Genomic DNA, 21818 nt, shown 5'->3' on the forward strand with positions numbered 1-21818 from the left:
ACAAGGTTGCGTTAGAATGAGATGAAGAGAATTTTTCTGGCGCTGCATTGAGTTATTTGGTTCACAATCCTGGTACTCAGGGTTTGAAAGCAAAGATTTAGAGAGCAACATCTAGGATTTTATCCCAGAACACTACCAGGCAGACTCAAGAACACTCTCTCTTGATAACTACCTTGTGAATCAGTAACTAATAACAGGCTCCGTCGGCTTCTCTAGCTTTATGATTTTTTAAACACATGCTGAATGCCTAGTTCCTAGAGAATGAGGGTGTTGCATTAAAAATTAACCACGGACGGATGATTAAATTGCTTAAATAATATGCAGCCGTTCTGGAAAAATCAGGCGTGTAAACGCATTTCGCTAATCAATAGCTCTTTAAGTGTGGGCTTAAGTTCGCAGTTTTTACTACCAGCAGCGCCTTTTTGGGCTTGCAGGGGCAACAGGAACAACAAACCCCCAAGTCTTTTTATGCTGCCAATTTTTGAGGAAATTGAATGCCAAAACAAATTATTATCGCGGAGCAGCATCAAATAGCTGCTGTCTTTTCGGAAGATCAAATCCAGGAACTTGTTGTCGCTACGGGTCATCACCAAATTGGTGATATCTACTTAGGTGTAGTGGAAAACGTATTACCTGGGATAGATGCGGCTTTCGTAAATATTGGCGACCCAGAGCGCAACGGTTTTATTCATGTCACAGACTTAGGTCCATTGCGGCTGAAGCGCACGGCGGCAGCCATCACGGAATTGCTAGCACCACAGCAGAAAGTCTTGGTGCAAGTGATGAAAGAACCTACAGGTACAAAAGGGCCAAGGCTCACAGGTAACATCACCTTGCCCGGACGCTACGTTGTGCTGATGCCCTACGGACGAGGTGTAAATTTATCCCGTCGCATTAAGAATGAAAATGAGCGCAACCGCTTGCGAGCGTTGGCAATTTTGATTAAACCTGCGGGAATGGGTTTGCTGGTTCGCACTGAAGCAGAAGGCAAGCCAGAAGAAGCAATTATTGAAGATTTAGAATCCCTGCAAAGACAATGGGAGGTAATCCAGCAAGAAGCAGTGTCTACTCGTGCGCCAGCACTGCTGAACCGGGACGATGATTTTATCCAACGGGTGCTGCGGGATATGTACGGTGCGGATGTGAACCGGATAGTGGTAGATTCCAGTACTGGTCTGAAGCGGGTGAAGCAGTATTTGCAAAACTGGAGTGGAGGGCAAGTACCCCAAGGATTGTTGATCGATCACCATCGCGATCGCGCCGCCATTTTAGAATACTTCCGCATTAACGCCGCTATTAAAGAAGCCCTCAAACCCAGAGTAGACTTGCCTTCTGGTGGCTATATCATTATTCAGCCCACCGAAGCATTAACGGTGATAGATGTCAACTCTGGTTCATTTACGCGATCGGCAACAGCTAGAGAAACTGTTTTGTGGACGAACTGCGAAGCTGCCACAGAAATTGCTCGTCAGTTGCGTTTGCGGAACATTGCTGGGGTAATTGTTGTTGATTTCATTGATATGGAATCGCGGCGTGACCAACAGCATGTCCTCGAACACTTTAATAAAGCTCTCAAAGCAGACAAAGCTCGTCCCCAAATTGCCCAATTAACCGAACTTGGTTTAGTAGAACTCACCCGCAAGCGCCAAGGTCAAAACATTTATGAATTATTTAGCGAACCTTGCCAAACTTGTGGCGGTTTAGGGCATGTTGTCCGCCTACCAGGAGAAACAGAAAGTCGCTCGATCGCATCACCATTCGAACTACCAGAACGCTTTGTACCTCTGCCTCACAGAGAACCCCGCCTGCCATCTACTGCTCGTTTGAGCGAACCACGGGAAACCTACGACGGATTTACGGAGACGTACGAACACGACACTGATATCGGTGCTCTGAATTTGGCCAATCATCCCAGCTATCAAGAAATTGGCGATAGCAAAAGGCGTCGCCGTCGTCGCTTGGGATTAAATGGGGGGAATAGCAAAGAGGAGCCACGTATTAATGGCAACTCAGTGTCATTCGTGAACGAGCCAGAAATGGACATTGATGCAGAAGGAGAACTGGTAGAGACTTCTGATGTACCTACACCTAACCTGAGCAAATCAGCTTGGGTTGATAGAGGTGAACGCAGTAAACCTTCAAAAGTAGATATAGTTAAACCAGTTGTAGAACCACCAGAGATTGTGTCTGTAGAAATGACACCACCTGAACAAGATGTGTACGCTTTAATGGGAGTATCACCCCTAGCGAAGTTGAACCGGGAAGTGAAAAATCCTAAGTCTGTGATTATTAACGTCACTCTGCCTGGTCAATCTTCTGCAACACCAATAGAAGCAACCTCTGAAGCACCTGTCCAAAGAGCAAGCGACACTGCTGTTGCAGCAGCAGAAGCTGAACAATTATCTTTGTCTTCAGTAGCAACTAAGCCGTCTGATTTACCTGGTATGGGTATGGCAGATGACAATGAAACTAACACCAGCACTGCTATTCGCCGTCGCCGTCGTCGTTCTTCTGCTTTGGAATCAGATACACCCACAACTGAAAGTTAAGAAACTTTACAAATTATGGTAAAGATAGAGCCAGACATCGCTTCTGTTGAGTTGGCAGTAGCTCAACAGAAAGCATTTTGGCTAGAATTTTCCGAACTTTCAGACTTTTGCGGACTAGTTGCAGGTGTAGATGAAGTAGGGAGGGGCTGTTTGTTTGGGCCTGTAGTGGCAGCAGCAGTGATACTACCAAATGAAGCTTTATCAGCACTGATGGCAGCGAAAATTAGAGATAGTAAAAAGCTGTCTAGCTATCGCAGGAGCAAGCTAGCCCAGCATATTTGTGCTATTGCCATAGATTGGAAAATCGGCTTTGCTTCAGTTGCCGAAATTGACAGGATAAATATTTTACAGGCAACACTTTTAGCGATGAAGCGAGCAGTGCTGAAACTAAAAGTGCAGCCTACACTTTGCTTAGTTGATGGCAACCAGTCGATTAAAGATCTACCACTACCACAACAAACAATAGTTAAGGGAGACGAGCGATCGCTTGCTATTGCTGCTGCTAGTATTGTTGCCAAAGTTTGGCGAGACGATTTGATACTGCGCCTCGCCTCAAGGTATCCCATCTACGACTTGGAGCGCAACAAGGGTTATGGGAGCCAAAAACATCTACTGGCACTACAAAAATATGGGCCTTCACCCTTGCATCGCCAGTCATTTCGTCCTTGCCAAATTAAGGGTAGTTAGTAGTTGATAGTTGTTAGTTGGTACGGCAGGTGGGTTTCAATAAATTAACAGGGTTAAATCTACCCCTACATTGAGTGGGTTCAAATCACCAGCAAACTACTAACCACTGTGAAGCTAGTATCAAAGGTATTTACCCAAGGTAGCATTTGAGTAATATTCCATCAAACTGAATGATTTTCACTGAAATGCTTTGCGTCTACACTTACACAACGTAATCTTTATTACCTTTACTTAATAATAATTACTCAATATTTAAGATGGGTAATTCTGAACTCTCGTCATCTATAGAAAGGCTTTGTTCTTTTGTTTGCAATATCACCCAGCGACGATAATCAGCTATTAGTTGATTTAACAATCGTTGCTTAATTGTCAACAGTACACTTTTGAGCAAACTATTACCAGTGGTTTCTAAAATAGGTTTGGGGGTAAAGGAGAAAGGTGGTGGTAACTCTACTTGTACTTCTAAATCAGCTCTACCTTGCAAACGTGTGCCTGTATGAACCTGGTGTGGTGACAAATGCCCTTTCAAATTTAGATCGAAGCGCTGGTTAACATACTCAATACCAAGTATTTCACAACCTATTGATTGCAAATAAATCTTTCCATTAGATTCTGCCCAGACAGTCATGTCTACGGTGGGTTGAATACTTAGTGACATGAAATTAAGAGGACGCATTTTTAAACGAAAAATATCCTCAGCCAATGGCTGAACGCGGCTAGGGTCTACTAATGCATAAACCAAGCGTTGGGGCTGTCGCAAGTAGTGTTGAATGGGAATAGGCTGTTGTGGAACAGCAATTTCTACCGTTTGGGAAGCGGTAAACTTGGTAGTCATGCGTTGATGAAAATAATTGTTTTATATTTCTATTATTTTTTAATTTATGGAATTTTATTGCATTAAATTGAGATTGAGCAGACAAAATTTATTTGAGAAACTATATTAATTTACAGCTAACCTTAATATACGCAAGGGTTTCTATTCTAATTGCTATTTTAAATTAGTGAAAAATAAATTATAGGGTGTAGGATTTTTGGTACTGGGTGTAATCTTTTATGCAAGTTTAAATAATTATTAATAATTTAAACTTAAGCTCATTATCACATACCAGTTGACGAATTAGTCTTATGATTTTAAAACAAACTTACAGTTCAGACAAAATTCTATGACTTTATCGATCGCACATTTAGGTTCCTCTGGCACTTATGCAGAACAAGCAGCGCTTTTGTATGTCAACTGGCTGACCAAAATTAGAGGAATCGAAGCTATCTTATGTCCCTATCCTAGCATTGCTCAAACACTCCGAGCTGTTGCCCAAGCTGAGGTACACTTGGCTGTTGTGCCAGTGGAAAACTCCATTGAAGGTAGTGTTACTGTGACTATGGATACTCTGTGGCAACTGGATAGTTTACAAATACAGTTGGCTTTGGTGATGCCAATAGTCCATACGTTAATTTCCTGCGCTCACAACATAGAGAGTATTAAAACTGTTTATTCTCATCCGCAAGCTTTGGCACAGTGTCAAAAATGGCTGGAACGCTTTCTTCCGACTGTACAGTTAATTCCTACTAATTCCACAACCGAATCGTTGCAGAAACTTGAGCAAGACATGACAGCTGCGGTTATCTCGTCCCAAAGAGCGGCGCAACTCTATAACCTACCAATATTAGAGAGTGGCATCAACGATTATCCAGAAAACTGTACTCGCTTTTTGGTAGTCAGTCAGGGTGATATGCCCGTTGCCTATCAACCATCTCATGCCAAAGCCAGCCACACCTCGTTAGCATTCAGTGTCCCTGCTAATGTACCAGGAGCGCTAGTCAAACCACTACAAATATTTGCCCAACTAGGCATTAACCTCAGCCGGATAGAATCTCGTCCAACTAAGCGATCGCTAGGAGAGTACTTATTTTTCATTGATGCAGAAGCAGATGCATCTGAAGTACAAATGCAATCTGCCTTACAAGAATTAACTACCTACACAGAAATATTAAAAATCTTTGGCAGCTACAGCATTTTGCCAATTAACATTCTTGGAGAAGAGGTTAGTGGTTAGTCGATAGTGGTAAACAACTAACTACCAACTACAACTACCAACTACTAACTACCAACTACTCACAACTTTTGATTGAAAGTATCTTTAAGAACCGTACGAGCTGCCAAGTGATTGCGAGTAGAAGTCAAAATTTCCGCTTCCCGTTCTAAGCGAGCAGCAGTATCTTGCATTTCTAGCAATGCTTGCTGCTCTAATGCAACACCATAGAGATTACTTGCTACCCAATAAGATAGTTCTGTTGGCAAGTCAGGCAAATCTTCTGGCAATTCAATTTGTTGTTCAGTTAATTTAGCTGAAAGACGCACAACATCTCGCAGCAGTTGTGCTAGTTCAGCAGCCAAAGGGCGCAAATCTTTTGCTGGAGGGTGATCTTCAATCCACTCAACTAAACCAACACGGTAAGGCTTTTCCCGAACATACTCTAAAACCCGAAATCTTTGCTGCCCCAAAGTCAACATTTTCATCCGGTCGTCTGGCAGCCGCTGATAGTGAATGATTTCAGCACAGCAACCAACGTTCGCAATTGTACCTTTGGCTTGATCAACCATTAATACCCCAAACCTGCGATCGCTCTCCAGAATTGTGTTCATCATAATTCGGTAGCGAAATTCAAAAATGTGCAGGGGCAGGGGTCTGGTGGGAAATAAAACTACTTCTGATAGCGGAAACAGAGGTAGTTCACGAACGGCAATTTTAGAAGAAGAGGTCATTTTTACCTTGGTATAAATTTAATCTTTGATAATCTTAAGAATTTCTTATTATTCTCTGTCTTTGCCGTGCTATGACTACATTCTATCATTTGTTTCACAGCTAATAAAAAGCCCTGAAGATAGATGTTTCAGGGCGAGGTAAATATTCACACATTTTTGTTAGTAGTTAGTAGTTAGTGGTTAGTGGGTAAACAACTAACTACTAACCAATAACCATTAACTAATTTAGAGTTTTACTTCAATATCCACACCCGATGGCAAATCCAGTTTCATCAGGGCATCAATAGTTTTAGAAGAAGGCTGATAAATATCAATAATGCGGCGATGGGTACGGGTTTCAAAGTGTTCTCGTGAATCCTTATCCACGTGTGGCGATCGCAGCACACAATAGATCCGGCGTTTTGTGGGTAAGGGAATAGGGCCAATCGCTGTAGCATTAGTACGGTTTGCTGTATCCACAATCTTCTCGCAAGATGTATCCAGCAAGCGACGGTCAAAAGCCTGTAAGCGAATTCTAATCTTTTGCTGCTGTAGAGTAGCCATTTTAAATTTTCCTGGTTCTGTTTGATGAGTTGTACTTAAGAGGTGCGATCAGCACAAGATTAAGGGGAGTAGAGAGAATGAATGGATTAGGGGGAGCTAATGCCCACTTTCCTTTACTTTCCCTACTTCCCCTACTTCTCTATCTTTTTTCCTGAGGGAAGCAAAAGGAGCAGAGTGGCATTATACCATCTCTGCTCCTTTTTTAACTAAGGTAAAGAGATGTTATTTAAGGATTTTGGAAACAACGCCAGCACCGATGGTACGACCACCTTCACGAATAGCGAAGCGCATTCCTTGCTCAATAGCGATCGGGTTGATCAGTTCCACGGTCATTTTGATGCGGTCTCCGGGCATGACCATTTCCGCAGCACTGCCATCATCGGAGGTAAAGGACTTGATAGTGCCAGTTACGTCGGTTGTCCGCACGTAGAACTGAGGACGATAGCCTGCGAAGAAGGGGGTTTTCCGACCGCCTTCTTTTTCCGTCAAAACATACACTTCACCTTCAAATTGGGTGTGCGGAGTGATAGAACCAGGCTTAGCAAGTACCATGCCCCGTTCAATATCTGTTTTTTGTATACCGCGCAACAGTAGTCCGGCGTTATCCCCAGCCATACCTTCTTCAAGGCTCTTCTTGAACATCTCGATCCCGGTTACGGTTGTAGCACGAGTGGGTCTAATGCCAACCAGTTCCACGTTATCGCCGATTTTGACTTTACCCCGCTCAATACGTCCGGTGGCTACTGTACCGCGACCTGTGATCGAGAATACGTCTTCTACAGCCATCAAGAAAGGCTTATCTACATCGCGCTCTGGAGTGGGGATGTAGGAATCTACAGCGTCCATCAGTTCGTAGATTTTATCTACCCACTTATTCTCACCCCGCTGAGTTTTTGGATTAGAAGTCATGACTTCCAACGCCTGTAGACCAGAACCTTTGACTATGGGGATGTCGTCACCGGGAAAATCGTAGCTAGATAGTAGATCCCGGACTTCCAGTTCCACCAACTCCAGCAGTTCTTCATCGTCCACCATGTCTTCCTTATTTAAGAAGACAACCAGGCTGGGAACACCTACCTGCTTTGCCAGCAGGATGTGTTCACGGGTTTGGGGCATAGGACCATCAGCAGCAGAAACCACGAGAATAGCACCATCCATCTGGGCAGCACCAGTGATCATATTCTTCACATAGTCAGCGTGTCCAGGACAGTCTACGTGAGCATAGTGCCGCTTTTGGGTTTCATACTCAACGTGAGCTGTATTGATGGTAATACCCCGTGCTTTTTCCTCAGGAGCGTTATCAATTTGATCGTAGCCCTTAGCCACAGCCTGACCCATAGCTGCCAAGGTCATAGTGATGGCTGCCGTTAACGTGGTTTTACCGTGGTCAACGTGGCCAATAGTACCGATATTAACGTGGGGTTTAGTCCTTTCAAACTTTGCGCGTGCCATGAATGCTCGTTTCCTTTTTTAATTAAGCGTTCCCTTTGCTTTTAGCAATGATAGCCTCAGCCACGTTGCGAGGTACTTCTTCGTAGTGGCTAAATTCCATTGAGAAGATGCCTCGACCTTGAGTCTTCGACCGGATGTCAGTGGCGTAGCCAAACATTTCTGCCAATGGGACTTTTGCAGTCACTTTGGCGATACCCTGCTCGGAACCCATCCCCTCAATTTGCCCGCGACGGGAATTGAGGTCGCCCATCACATCCCCAAGGAAGTTTTCGGGAACTTCAACCTCAACTTTCATCATAGGCTCTAACAGAACAGGTGAAGCTTTCATTACAGCTTCTTTCATTGCCATTGAGCCAGCGATTTTGAAGGCCATTTCCGAGGAGTCCACTTCATGGTAAGACCCATCGACCAGCGTGGCTTTGACGTCAATTAGCGGATATCCAGCTAGAATACCCGATTCGCAGGTTTCTTTCATACCTGCTTCTACTGGCGAGATGTACTCTTTGGGTACAGCACCGCCAACAATCTTGGAGACGAATTCAAAGCCGCTTCCCGGTTCTCCTGGCTCTAGGTCAATGACAACATGACCGTACTGACCTTTACCACCACTTTGGCGGATAAATTTACCTTCTATTCTGTTGACGTGTTTGCGAATGGTTTCGCGGTAAGCTACTTGCGGCGCACCAACATTAGCTTCTACCTTAAATTCGCGCAACATCCGGTCTACCAGAATTTCCAGGTGCAACTCTCCCATTCCAGCAATTACGGTTTGGTTGGTTTCCGGATCGACATTGACACGGAAGGTGGGATCTTCTTCCGAGAGAGATTGCAGAGCTTTGGACAATTTGTCCATGTCGTTCTTGGTTTTGGGCTCAACCGCGACCGAGATGACAGGCTCTGGAATAAAAAGTGATTCCAGAATCACTGGTGAACCTTCATCTGTGAGGGTATCACCTGTCAAGGTATCTTTTAAGCCCAGGGCAGCTCCCAAATCGCCTGCTCTGAGTTCATCTACGTCAATCCGGTCATCCGCCTTCAAAACCACCAGACGAGAAATTCGTTCTTTCTTGTTCTTGGTGGCATTCAGGACGTAGCTACCTTTTTTGAGAATGCCAGAATAGACGCGAACGAAGGTTAGACGACCGTAAGGATCGGCCATAATCTTGAACGCGAGCGCTGAAAGAGGCTCGTTATCATCAGCGTGGCGTTCTACAGTTTCGCCATTAGGCAATGTACCTTGAATTGCGGGTACGTCGGGAGGTGCTGGCAGGTAATCTACCACTGCATCGAGTAGTAACTGTACACCTTTGTTTTTGAAGGCTGAACCACAAAGCAAGGGCACAATCGTACCAGCAATAGTGCCTTTACGCAGAGCTGCACGGATTTCGTCTTCGGTGAGTTCTTCTCCCTCGAAGTACTTAGTCATCAACGCATCATCCGTTTCCGCTACCGCCTCAATCAGCTTGGTGCGGTATTCTTCGACCAAATCCTGCATGTCTGCGGGAACATCTTGCTCTTGGATATCTGTTCCTTGGTCGTTGTTGTAGATATATGCCCGCATTCTTACTAGGTCAACTATACCTAGAAATTCACTTTCGCTACCGATCGGTAGTTGAATGGGGATAGCGTTAGCCCGTAGGCGATCGCGCACTTGTTCGTAAACTCTGTAGAAGTTTGCGCCAGTGCGATCCATTTTATTGATAAAAACAATACGCGGCACTTTATAGCGGTCTGCCTGGCGCCACACCGTTTCAGTTTGCGGTTGCACACCACCTACAGAACATAAAACTGTGATTACACCATCCAAAACCCGCATGGAACGTTCAACTTCAATTGTGAAGTCTACGTGTCCTGGAGTGTCGATAATGTTAATTTGATGATCTTTCCAGCTGGTGCTAATGGCAGCAGCTGTAATAGTGATTCCCCGCTCCCGCTCCTGTTCCATCCAGTCCGTGACAGCGGTTCCTTCATGGACTTCACCAATTTTGTGAATAATGCCAGAGTAAAATAATATTCTCTCTGTTGTTGTTGTCTTGCCCGCATCTATATGCGCCGCAATACCGATATTGCGTACCCTGTCTAGCGGGTTCGTACGTGCCACAGCTGCCTCCTATACTTTTCGCCTCATGATATCTTGTATATTACACTTTGTTAAGATTCTATCTTTTTCGGGAAACCGTCATTTTTTTTGTAAATACACAATAATTAATGTCGCTCTTGTACAGACGCGCGATCGCGCGTCTGCTAATTAATAACGATAATGTGCAAAGGCCTTGTTCGCTTCCGCCATCCGGTGCGTTTCTTCGCGTTTGCGAATTGCACTACCTGTTTCATTGGCAGCATCCATCAATTCCTGAGCTAGCTTGCCAGCCATTGTCCGACCTGAGCGTTGGCGAGCAAACTGTACCAGCCAACGCAGCGCTAGGGATGTACCGCGCTCAGCCCGCACTTCCATTGGTACTTGGTAGGTAGCACCACCTACTCGCCGAGCTTTTACTTCTACTAAAGGCGTTGCATTCCGTACTGCTCTTTCAAAAGTTTCTAATGGATCGCTTCCTATCCGTGCCTCAATATTTTTCAACGCCTCATAAACAATCCGTGCAGCAAGTGACTTTTTGCCACTACGCATCACCCGACGGATCATCATGCTTACTAGACGACTGTTATAAACTGAGTCAGCCGGAACTGGGCGCTTTTGAGTAACACCACGACGAGACATACTTTAACCTTAATTCGGATTTAAGAACTAGATGATTTGCGTTCGGACAGCTCTTTCACTACCACAATCGTAGCGATGCTGACCCCTTTACTTGCTGCCCTCAACTAGACATACAAGGCGACATATATTATATACCTTAATAGCTAATTTAAAATGCTGCTGTCGCTAACAGCATTCTAAAAATTTCCTACACTCGCAACAAACAAGCAGGGTGTAGGTAAGGCTTTACTAATTTAACTTGATTGATTTGACACTCCCACACCTGTAAGGAGTGACATTGTTGGAATCAGAGTGCCTGTGAGTAACAACTCTCGTTCAGACCTTAACTGATACGCCTAGCCTTACCCATAGAAACCCATTGGCCTGTAACTAGCTTTTAAAGCATTAATTCCCGTGTGTTTCACGGTACTCAACTAAATTCTACCAACAAGTTTTTTGGAGCAGCAGGACTATATAATATAAATCCCTGCAAAGGGTGGACTTTCTCTTCGTTTTTACAAACAGGCACTTCAATAATTGATGATTTACCTTTAAGATTAGCCTTCTACCCAATAGCAAATAAAAGCTACTGTTCGGACTTTTTTTGCTAATACTGCTTTGCTGACACCAATTTTTTGGTTTATAGCAGAGTTAATGCTTAAACGCGATTAATCGAGCCAGCACGCGATTAACCGCGTTAGCTCTATTGTTTCGGACGCTTGGTTCCATACTTGGAGCGACCTTGCTTGCGGTCTTTGACTCCAGCTGTATCTAAAGTTCCACGAATAATGTGGTATCTCACGCCTGGTAAGTCCTTGACCCGACCGCCACGAATCATTACAACAGAGTGTTCTTGCAAGTTGTGACCAATTCCTGGAATGTAAGCTGTGACTTCAAAACCAGATGTTAGTCGCACCCTTGCTACTTTACGCAGAGCCGAGTTAGGTTTCTTCGGTGTGGTCGTGTATACTCTGGTACAAACGCCCCGACGTTGCGGGCATTGCTTCAGAGCTGGGGACTTGGTTTTCTGACGCGCTTTTTCGCGTTCGTTACGTATTAGCTGCTGTATTGTTGGCATGAGTTACAGCGCGTGAAGCTGCTTATAGTCTAACTTTTAACAACAAATCCTGATTATATCTTTTTTTATGGTTTTATGTCAATTGTTTTTTGTTGATAGTTAGTAGTTAGTAGATAGTAGTTAGTAGATAGTAGTTAGTCATTGGCTCTTAACCACTAACCACTAACTACTAACTCTTGACTAATAGAAAAAGAATTACCACAACCACAAGTAGCAGTTGCTTGAGGGTTATGGAAGCGAAATCCACCGCCCATAAGATCCTCAGAATAATCCACAGTCAAACCATTCACATAATCTAGACTTTCAGCGTCTATGATTACTTGAATGCCATTACACTCAAAGGTGCGATCGCCGCTTTTGAGTGTTTCATCAAAGGACATATCGTAGTACCACCCAGAACAACCTCCGGGTTTAACAGCCAATCTAACCAGGAAATTTGGCTGTTTAGACTTTAATCGTGCGATTTCACTTACGGCTGCTTGACTCAGATGAAGCATGGAATTCTTTATAAAATTGAAAACCCCATCTTATATAATACAGACAGGGTTAATTAACAATGCTTACTGGTAAACTGTTATTACGTCACTTCAGGACTATACTGCGTAAAGGGGTTAGCAAATAAGGTTTACACCAGAAAAAAATATTCTGTTTTTACCTTAAAGCCAACAACGCGATTTTTGCGACTAATTGAATCTAATACTTGGCTGTTGTAATTTTAATCTTCTTTAGTACGGGCGTAATCGTCTTGAAAGCGGATAATATCATCCTCGCCCAAGTATTCGCCGTTTTGTACTTCAATTAATACCAAGGGAATCACACCAGGATTCTCTAAGCGATGAGCTGTGCATTGAGGTACATAGGTAGACTGGTTATTGCTTAACAGCACTTCTTGATCGCCACAAATCACCCGAGCAGTACCAGATACCACGATCCAGTGTTCGCTGCGATGATGATGCATTTGCAGGCTAAGGCGGTGTCCGGGCTTAACTTCGATGCGCTTAATTTTATATCCGCGCCCTTCTTCCAAAACCGTAAAAGAACCCCAAGGGCGCAGTTCTGTTGCTGCAACACCTCTGGGGGTGACGGCTGGAGGCAAAGGTAGCGCATGAGTTTGTGTTGTTTCTTGAATTTGAGCCATAGTTACCTCATTTGGAGACATAACAAACCGTTAGTACTCTTAACCATTGATGGAAAAATATGGCGCTATGTTGCAACCGTATAAATTAGCAATTTAGTCCGCCTCTGCCAAACATAGCAAAATCACAAGCTAGTGTGTAATCGATAACCGTTGTCACTACTATATCTATATCAAGTCTTCATGAACTCAAGTGGCAACTTTTACATAGCTTTAAAAAGCTGGTGAATAGTCATTGGTTATTGGTTAGTAGTTAGTGGTTAGTAGTTAGTAGGGGCGGGTTTTGTTGATTATCTTTCGGTTCAAACCGATATTTTATCTTCTAAACCCGCCCGTACAGTAGTTAGTGGTTATTCTCCCCATCACCCCATCTGCCCACCTCCCCATCTCCGTGTCCTCTTTACCGACTGGGTTGCAAGAAAATTCCTATGCCATTATGAACACGAGCAGCCGTGTTAGGAAAACGATCTAGAAGTTGTCCTCCTAAATAAAGACTAGTTGAACTACCGCCATCCAAATTCAAAGCATTCACGCATCCCATTTGCTGCATTAACCGTGCGTGTTCTGCCAATGTAGGCCCAGCACCCCCTACACGATTGTGCACAGCAGCGATCGTAAGGTTGCCTGTTGCAGTTGTGCAGATGGCGCTACGGACAGCTTTTTGGGCAATGAAGGCATCGCTGAACTTTTCGCCTTTACCATCGAGGACGATTTGGCGATTTAGCACTAGCAGTGGCCCTGCTCCCAAGATATGTGGATAACTGTTAAATTCGTCAGGATAGGTAGAATTGTCGATGCGAACTGAAGAACCGATAGGCAAGACTAAGGCACTATTGACAGCATTACTACGTAAGGCAAGCAAATATCCATCCTGAGGAATAGGGATAGAAACTTGACCTGCTTTGCCTCCTTGTAATTGATTGGTAACTTGGTTTTTCTGGACAACGAGGATAATTTCGTTGTCGGTTAAGGGATGATAACTTGCTCCCCACGCAGGGGTGTAACGGGCTATGCCACTTTGGACGTAGCCGCTATTGAGAGAAACAATCGGCAATTTCTGGTTGTGAGGGATAATCAGATTTTCCAAAAGAGTCAGACGACCCATATAAAATTGTCCAGAATCATTCCAGGCGATCGCACCTCGGTTCAAAATCGGACTTGACAACCACTGACCATCCCGACGAATCGCACCCAAAGGTAATCGATTATTACGGTTAAAATAACCACCATTAATCGCTGCTACCGCTAATTGCTGTTGTGCCGTTTGCATAATCGGAGCAGTTCCCACAAGGGTGCCGGAGTTCGTCAGAATCGGTTTTATGTTGATCCCAACAGTGCGAGGATTCACTTCTAACCAAACAACAGGAAAGCGTTCTTGACCTAATTGCACAAACTGCTGTCGCCAGTTTAATCCCGGTGCCCAATTAATCGAACGTTGCACCATCGCATCGGGTCGAACATCAATAATCAGGCGGTTGGGGTTCGGTAAAGTGCTAACTAGAGGTGCTAAACCGATGGGAACCTCCAGACGAATTAACGTTTGGTTGTTGACTACCTCCACTTGCTTGATTAGTGGAGGTAAGGGAAGTGGTGCGGGGGGTTCCAGAGATGGAGAAGATGGAGGAGGAGGGAAAGATGGTAAAGTATTTTCTCTGTTTACTCCTGTTCCGTCATTTCCTAGAACCATCTGCTTCAATTGGTTTTCTGGAGATGGTAAAGGAATGGGAATATTTTCTATGGCCGGTGGCGGAGGTGGTGGAGGTGGTGTATAACGCTGGATTAAAACCGGATCGGCAATGCCATTGAGGGTAATTGTCCACTCTCTAGTTGTTGGCGAGGAAGGTTTGGGAACTGGGTTATTGGGATCGTCGGGTAGGGGCTGATTTTTTTTGACTGGTAACTCTTGGGTAATTTGCCAGGGAGTAGGGCGATCTAAATTGACAATGATGCGCTCTCCAAATGATTCTTTACCTTGACTAATATCTGTGAGTTTCGCGTTGGGTGTGGATATTATCAAGGTGTTACCCTGAACTTGCAGCTGCCATGCAGATGTTTTGGCAAATTGAGTAATATCTAAATAGCGATATCCTCCCACTAATATGCTTGCTAAAGTCAGTGGTTGGGTGAGGGAAGAATACCACTGTATGGGCTGTCGGACGGGACTGCTACTATTTAGTAAATCTGCTCCAATAAATTGCCTGAGTGCCCCATCGCTGATATGAGTTGTTAACTGACCTGCTTTGAGGCGTCGCTGCAACCACGCTCCTGAAAAAATTCGACCATTAACAGAAATTTGATTACCATAGAATGTTACCCCCTTTAAAGCAGGTGCAGGCAGTTTTGGACTCGGCGTTGATATTGGTTTAGGCTCAATCGGGGACTGGGCAATCCTCGCCTGAAAAAGTTCTTTCTGAGTGGTTGACGAATTTGGGACGCTTGTACTGGCGATCGCAAAATCATAATTAGCCGTTAAGCACAGTAATGAAAAAACGACTGGCGATACCAAAACCTTGACAAATCTGCTATTGACCTGCTTTGAAACTATATTGCCTTCTGGTCGGCAAAAATTCGACACTTCTACCATAAGTGACTAAGTATTGCTGAATACTATTAACTAACGCACAAACTAACTAATTTTCTGAAATATCAAAAAATAATGACCTAAGTTTTGAACGCTAACGTGATAATGTATAGATGGGATTTTTGTCTCTTGTTGAACACAACAAGCAGTTTTGCCACTATGAATCTGGCTTTGGGTGTGCTTAATCACCCTGGTTTAAACCAAACATGACAGCATCCTGAAGCTTAAAAGTTGAATTCAGAGAAGCCAATCTCACTGAATACTTGCTACTTAAGTGAGATTTGGTTAGTAGCAATGAAGTGACAAACGCGATCGGTAGCAATCTAGGGAGTAACTCCAGAAATATTTTAGGAATCGTCAAATGGGGATATAGTTTAATACGCTGCTTTTTTCGCTGAATCAGGATAATTGTAGTTTTATAAAGTAAATAAAGCCTAGAGTTTCAGCTTTTTTTAGGTCAGCCAAAAGATGCTGTACCTCGTTTATTACTTGCGTTTGGGAAAAGGGCATTGAGGGAGTACATAGCTTCGCGATATAAATAGAACACTGTTCGAGCAAACTCTCGTTTGCTTGACTCAGCAAAAACACATAAAAAATGACGCATAGATTTTAACACGGGTAGAACAAAAGTCAACCCGAAGTTAAAATTTTTTTTCCCTAAATTTCGGTTATTTGTGATTTTCTTCATCGGTTCATTTAGAAAATTTTTCTCACTGTTGGCGGCAAAATTTTAACCTCAAGATGACAGGGATAGTCTATGAATAAAAAATCGGTGAATCAAGACCAGGAAATTAGATTTACAGGTACTTCTTCAAGGTGTACCTACCAAGGACAAAGGTGGTTGGTAGAAGAACGAGATGCCTGTGGTGTAGGTTTTATTGCCCACCGTCACAATCATCCTAGTCATGAAATTGTGTCAAAAGCCTTAGCGGCTTTAACTTGTCTGGAACACCGAGGAGGTTGTAGTGCCGATCAAGACTCTGGTGATGGCGCAGGAATCTTGACCGCGATTCCGTGGGAGTTGTTCCAAAAAGAATTCACGGCACGAGGAATGCAACTCCCTACTGGTAACAATATCGCTGTGGGAATGATATTTTTACCACAAAACCCACAAGCAGCACAAAAAACTAAGGCTACAGTTGAGCAAGTAGCAACTGAGGAAAAATTGACTGTACTGGGTTGGCGAGAAGTGCCAGTACAGCCGAATTTACTGGGAGTGCAAGCTAGAGAAAATCAACCCCAAATTGAACAAGTTTTCGTAGCCTCCCAAGACAACAGTGGCGACGAACTCGAAAGGCAATTGTATATCACGCGTCGTCGAATTTTTAAAGCAATTCGCAATCACAATCAAAACTGGTCTGAAGAATTTTACATCTGTTCCCTGTCCAGCCGCACAATCGTTTACAAAGGCATGGTGCGTTCTGCGGTCTTGGGTGACTTTTATCTTGATTTAAAAAACCCAGCTTATCAAAGCGCTTTTGCTGTATATCACCGCCGCTTTAGCACCAACACCATGCCCAAATGGCCGTTGGCGCAACCAATGCGGCTTTTGGGTCACAACGGCGAAATCAATACCCTATTGGGCAATATCAACTGGATGACAGCCAGACAAGCAATTTTGGAGCATCCAGTGTGGGGCCTTCGCTTAGAAGAACTTAAGCCATTTGTCCATATTGATAATAGCGATTCTGCAACTTTAGATAACGTTCTAGAGTTACTGGTACGGTCAGGACGCAGCCCCCTGGAAGCTCTAATGATTATGGTTCCAGAGGCTTACCAAAATCAGCCGGAATTGCGTAATTATCCTGAGATTGTCGATTTCTATGAATACTACAGCGGTCTGCAAGAAGCATGGGATGGGCCAGCACTTTTGGTATTCGGCGATGGACTAAAGGTTGGTGCAACACTAGATCGCAATGGTTTAAGACCGGCTCGTTACTGCATCACCAAAGACGATCACATCATCGTTGCTTCTGAAGCTGGTGTTGTGGAAGTAAACGAAGCCAACATCATTGAAAAAGGTAGACTTGGGCCAGGGCAAATGATCGCCGTGGACTTGGAAACTCATGAGGTACTGAAGAACTGGGAAATTAAGCAGCGCGTTGCTAAACGACAACCCTATGGAGAATGGTTGCGACAGCACCGTCAAGAACTTAAGTCCTTGGTCAATGGTCATTTGTCATTAGTCAATGGCAAAGGAAATTTGACAAATGACAACGGTAATGGACTCCAAACAACCAACACCCAACAACCAACAACAACTAAAATCGACAGGCAAACTTTGTTGCAGCATCAAGTTGCCTTTGGCTACACCACAGAAGATGTAGAAATGGTGATTCAGCCAATGGCAATGGAAGGCAAAGAGCCGACTTTCTGCATGGGTGATGATATTCCTTTAGCGGTTCTGTCAGAGAAACCCCACTTGCTGTACGACTATTTCAAACAGCGCTTTGCTCAGGTGACGAACCCCGCCATCGATCCCCTACGGGAAAAGTTGGTGATGTCCTTAAAAGTCGAACTTGGTGAGCGGGGTAATTTGTTAGATCCCAAGCCAGAATATGCTTGCAGGCTGAAATTAGAATCGCCAGTACTGACAGAAGCAGAATTAGAGGCAATTAAGCAGTCAGATTTTGCCGCTGTTGAGTTGTCTACGCTGTTTGTCATTGCTAACGGCCCAGAAGGGTTAAAGACCGCAGTTAAATCTTTGCAAGCAAAAGCGGCGGAGGCGGTGCGCTCAGGTGCAAAGATTTTAATTCTGAGTGACAAGATCCCCCCAACCCCCCGAAATTCGGGGGGCGAAGGGGGGATCGGTTCCGAATACTCCTATATTCCTCCCCTGTTGGCTGTAGGCGCGGTACACCATCACCTCATCGATGAGGGACTGCGGATGAAAGCGTCCCTAGTGGTCAATACGGCTCAATGCTGGAGTACCCATCACTTTGCTTGTTTAATTGGCTACGGCGCTGGGGCAGTTTGCCCGTACATGGCTTTGGATACAGTGTATGATTGGTGGGCAGATCCCAAAACGCAACAGTTTATGGAGCGGGGTAAAATTGCTACCCTCACTCTAGAGCAAGCTATAGGCAACTATCGCCAAGCAGTAGAAGCTGGTTTGCTGAAAATCCTCTCGAAAATGGGAATTTCGCTGCTATCGAGCTATCAAGCAGCGCAAATATTTGAGGCTATTGGTATCGGCGGGGATTTGCTAGAACTGGCATTTAAGGGTACGACTTCCCGTATCGGTGGTTTGAGTGTCAGCGACTTGGCGCAAGAAGTGCTGTGTTTCCACAGCAAGGCTTTCCCAGAACTGACAACCAAGAAGTTAGAAAACCTCGGCTTTGTCCAGTATCGTCCCGGTGGCGAATACCACATGAATAGCCCCGAACTGTCGAAAGCATTGCATAAGGCTGTTGACGGCAAGAATTACGACCACTACGAAGTGTACAAGAAGTACCTGCAAGACAGACCTTTGACAGCATTGCGGGATTTGCTCGACTTCCAAAGCGATCGCGCTCCCATTCCGATTGAGGAAGTAGAATCGGTGAGCGAGATCGTCAAGCGCTTCTGTACAGGCGGTATGTCTTTGGGGGCGTTATCGCGGGAAGCTCATGAAACTTTGGCGATCGCCATGAACCGCATTGGCGGTAAATCTAACTCTGGGGAAGGCGGCGAAGATCCAGTACGTTTCACAGTCTTGAATGATGTCGATGAAACTGGTCACTCGCCCACCCTCGCTCACTTAAAAGGATTGCGAAACGGTGATACCGCTTCCAGCGCGATCAAACAAGTCGCTTCGGGACGCTTTGGTGTGACGCCAGAGTACCTGATGAGTGCCAAACAAATTGAAATCAAAATCGCCCAAGGTGCGAAACCAGGGGAAGGCGGACAATTACCAGGGAAAAAGGTCAGTCCTTATATTGCCATGCTGCGGCGTTCCAAACCTGGTGTGACGTTAATTTCACCGCCACCGCACCACGATATCTATTCGATTGAAGACTTGGCCCAGTTGATTTTTGACTTGCATCAAATCAACCCGAAAGCACAAGTGTCGGTGAAGCTAGTTGCAGAAATCGGTATCGGTACGATCGCTGCGGGTGTGGCTAAGGCTAACGCTGATATCATTCAGATTTCCGGTCACGATGGTGGTACGGGAGCATCACCTCTAAGTTCGATTAAGCACGCGGGCTCTCCGTGGGAACTCGGCTTAACTGAAGTGCATCGCGTTCTGATGGAAAACAGCCTGCGCGATCGCGTCATTTTGCGCGTGGATGGCGGGTTCAAGAGTGGCTGGGATGTGCTGATGGGCGCATTGATGGGAGCAGAAGAATTTGGTTTCGGTTCGATCGCCATGATTGCCGAAGGCTGTATTATGGCGCGGATTTGCCACACCAATAACTGTCCTGTAGGTGTTGCGTCTCAAAAAGAAGAACTGCGGAAACGGTTTACGGGTATCCCAGAACACGTAGTTAACTTCTTCTATTTTATTGCTGAGGAAGTACGCAGCTTATTGGCAAAACTCGGTTATCGAACGCTGTCGGAATTAGTTGGACGTGCCGATTTGTTGAAGGTGCGCCAAGGTGTACATTTTAACAAGACACGGGCATTGAACCTTGATTGTTTGCTACAGCTACCAAATGCGAAAGAAAATCGCAGTTGGTTGGTGCATGAAGAAGTTCACAACAACGGCGCAGTGTTGGATGACCAATTACTTAGCGATCCCGACATTCAAGCAGCGATCGCCAACCATGCTGTTGTGACTAAGACTGTGGCTGTTGTCAACACCGATCGGACTGTGGGCGCACGCCTAGCAGGAGCGATCGCGTCCCAATACGGTGACAATGGCTTTGCAGGGCAAATAAACCTCAACTTCCAAGGAAGTGTAGGACAAAGCTTTGGCGCTTTCAACCTGCCTGGTATGATTCTCACCTTGGAAGGGGAAGCGAACGATTACGTCGGTAAAGGTATGAACGGTGGTGAAATTATTATTAAGCCGCCTGCAAATGCTACCTATGACCCCGCACAAAACGTGATTATTGGCAATACCTGCCTTTACGGTGCGACTGGTGGAATGTTGTTTGCCAACGGTTTAGCTGGCGAACGCTTTGCCGTACGGAACTCTAATGGTACGGCTGTGATTGAGGGAGCAGGCGATCACTGCTGTGAATACATGACTGGTGGCGTGATTGTCGTCTTGGGCAAAGTTGGACGTAACGTTGGCGCTGGGATGACTGGTGGATTAGCGTACTTCTTGGATGAAGACGGTACTTTCCCTGAGTTAGTCAACCAGGAAATTGTGAAAATTCAACGAGTGATGACAGCAGCTGGTGAAAAGCAACTCAAGGAGTTAATCGCAACTCACCGCGATCGCACGGATTCGGCTAAGGCGAGGATGATTCTGGAAAACTGGCAAGAATTTTTGCCTAAGTTTTGGCAGTTAGTTCCGCCTTCTGAAGCTGATGGACCAGAAGCTAATCCTCAGCAAGAAAAACAGTTAAGTACGGTTTAGTCATTGGTCAATAGCAAAAGTAGGGACGCACGACTGACTGTGCGCCCCTATGCTATTTGAAACGCAGAGGAACGCGGAGGGAAACGCAGAGGCTCGCAGAGTCTTAGTGCATTTCGTGTGCGAATTTATGTAATTTTGTATTAAGTGCCAAATACTTGGGGCCAAGTTGTGACTAGGAAAACTACAACTGCTGCGATCGCTAATAATCCCTGAATTAAGTTACCAACTACACTACCGACTACAATTCCTATACCTGCTTTCACAGCTAGAACTAAATTTCTTCGGTACAGGAATTCACCGATAATTGCTCCTAAGAGAGGCCCGATTAGTATTCCTAATAAGGGCCCTCCTACTGGTAAAGCTGGCAATAATCCTAAAAATCCCGCAATTAAACCGATAATTGCTCCTATTTGCCCCCAATTGCTAGCACCTGCTTTTTTTGCACCTAAGTAAGCAGCTAGCCAGTCTACTGCGATACTAAGGATTAAAACTACACCTGTAACAATTAACGGCGTACTAACATCGGCAAAGGAACCCTTTACAAATCCCCAGATAATAATAGCAATTAAAATTAAGCTAGCACCTGGGATAGCAGGAACTACAGAGCCGATGATGCCTACAACCATTAAGGCAAGCAGTAACAAATAGATAATTTGCATAGGCTTTAGTTGGTAATTGGTGAGCCAGCGCGCTCCAAAGGGGGTTCCTCCCCCAACCCCAGAGGGGACCCCGAAGCCCCCAATCCCCACTCCCTGTCGGTCGTGGGGGCCGGTGAGTCCCCCATGTAGACGCCCGCAGGGCGGCTTAAGGCAGAGTACCCGTAAG

Annotated in this window: 15 protein-coding genes; 4 read left to right on the plus strand and 11 right to left on the minus strand. The window is 44.9% G+C overall.

From position 1 onward, the window contains the following. Positions 1–494 precede the first annotated feature (494 nt). Together HXY43_RS19635 and HXY43_RS19640 are read left to right on the plus strand one after the other, a co-directional pair. A complete protein-coding gene (locus HXY43_RS19635) occupies positions 495–2549 on the plus strand; it encodes an Rne/Rng family ribonuclease (protein ID WP_290886375.1) in 2055 nt (684 codons plus the stop codon). 15 nt (positions 2550–2564) lie between these two features. Further along, on the plus strand, positions 2565–3236 hold the full coding sequence (locus tag HXY43_RS19640) for a ribonuclease HII (RefSeq protein WP_290886378.1): 672 nt from the start codon (positions 2565–2567) through the stop codon (positions 3234–3236). Between the two features lie 241 nt (positions 3237–3477). Here HXY43_RS19640 and HXY43_RS19645 read toward each other — a convergent pair whose 3' ends face one another. Continuing rightward, the gene (locus HXY43_RS19645) at positions 3478–4071 is read right to left on the minus strand and encodes a DUF1997 domain-containing protein (RefSeq protein ID WP_290886380.1); all 594 of its coding nucleotides are present in this window, start codon (positions 4069–4071) and stop codon (positions 3478–3480) included. Positions 4072–4399: 328 nt separating this feature from the next. Here HXY43_RS19645 and pheA point away from each other — a divergent pair, with 328 nt between their 5' ends. Next, positions 4400–5290: a prephenate dehydratase gene (pheA, locus tag HXY43_RS19650; RefSeq protein ID WP_290886382.1), complete on the plus strand. Its 891-nt coding sequence runs from the start codon at positions 4400–4402 to the stop codon at positions 5288–5290. Positions 5291–5349: 59 nt separating this feature from the next. Here pheA and HXY43_RS19655 read toward each other — a convergent pair whose 3' ends face one another. From HXY43_RS19655 to HXY43_RS19695, 9 genes are all read right to left on the minus strand, one after another. Further along, on the minus strand, positions 5350–6000 hold the full coding sequence (locus HXY43_RS19655) for an LON peptidase substrate-binding domain-containing protein (protein WP_290886385.1): 651 nt from the start codon (positions 5998–6000) through the stop codon (positions 5350–5352). Positions 6001–6225: 225 nt separating this feature from the next. Beyond that, positions 6226–6543: a 30S ribosomal protein S10 gene (gene rpsJ / locus HXY43_RS19660; RefSeq protein WP_008232935.1), complete on the minus strand. Its 318-nt coding sequence runs from the start codon at positions 6541–6543 to the stop codon at positions 6226–6228. Positions 6544–6765: 222 nt separating this feature from the next. Beyond that, the gene (gene tuf, locus HXY43_RS19665; RefSeq protein WP_290886463.1) at positions 6766–7995 is read right to left on the minus strand and encodes an elongation factor Tu; all 1230 of its coding nucleotides are present in this window, start codon (positions 7993–7995) and stop codon (positions 6766–6768) included. Positions 7996–8017: 22 nt separating this feature from the next. Next, positions 8018–10096 carry an elongation factor G gene (gene fusA / locus HXY43_RS19670; RefSeq protein WP_290886466.1) on the minus strand — a complete coding sequence of 693 codons (2079 nt, stop codon included), beginning with the start codon at positions 10094–10096 and terminating at the stop codon, positions 8018–8020. A gap of 147 nt (positions 10097–10243) precedes the next feature. Continuing rightward, a complete protein-coding gene (rpsG, locus tag HXY43_RS19675) occupies positions 10244–10714 on the minus strand; it encodes a 30S ribosomal protein S7 (RefSeq protein WP_026731492.1) in 471 nt (156 codons plus the stop codon). A 682-nt stretch (positions 10715–11396) separates the two neighbouring features. Further along, positions 11397–11771, minus strand: a complete 375-nt coding sequence (gene rpsL / locus HXY43_RS19680; RefSeq protein WP_009456043.1) for a 30S ribosomal protein S12 — start codon at positions 11769–11771, stop codon at positions 11397–11399. 155 nt (positions 11772–11926) lie between these two features. Next, entirely contained in the window at positions 11927–12268 is a 342-nt protein-coding gene (locus HXY43_RS19685; protein ID WP_290886477.1) for an iron-sulfur cluster assembly accessory protein, read from the minus strand. 218 nt (positions 12269–12486) lie between these two features. Further along, the gene (locus tag HXY43_RS19690) at positions 12487–12909 is read right to left on the minus strand and encodes a phosphomannose isomerase type II C-terminal cupin domain (RefSeq protein ID WP_026731495.1); all 423 of its coding nucleotides are present in this window, start codon (positions 12907–12909) and stop codon (positions 12487–12489) included. A gap of 397 nt (positions 12910–13306) precedes the next feature. Further along, positions 13307–15490 (minus strand): phosphodiester glycosidase family protein, encoded by a 2184-nt coding sequence (locus tag HXY43_RS19695; RefSeq protein ID WP_290886481.1) that lies wholly within the window; start codon positions 15488–15490, stop codon positions 13307–13309. A gap of 754 nt (positions 15491–16244) precedes the next feature. Between HXY43_RS19695 and HXY43_RS19700 the strand changes: the two genes are divergently transcribed. Continuing rightward, positions 16245–20993, plus strand: a complete 4749-nt coding sequence (locus HXY43_RS19700; protein WP_290886485.1) for a glutamate synthase-related protein — start codon at positions 16245–16247, stop codon at positions 20991–20993. 140 nt (positions 20994–21133) lie between these two features. On the opposite strand, the gene HXY43_RS19705 is transcribed toward HXY43_RS19700, so the two are convergent. Then, the gene (locus HXY43_RS19705; RefSeq protein WP_290886497.1) at positions 21134–21652 is read right to left on the minus strand and encodes a DUF456 domain-containing protein; all 519 of its coding nucleotides are present in this window, start codon (positions 21650–21652) and stop codon (positions 21134–21136) included. Positions 21653–21818: the final 166 nt, after the last annotated feature.

The organism is Fischerella sp., from assembly GCF_013388695.1.
Taxonomy (GTDB): Bacteria; Cyanobacteriota; Cyanobacteriia; order Cyanobacteriales; family Nostocaceae; genus PCC9605.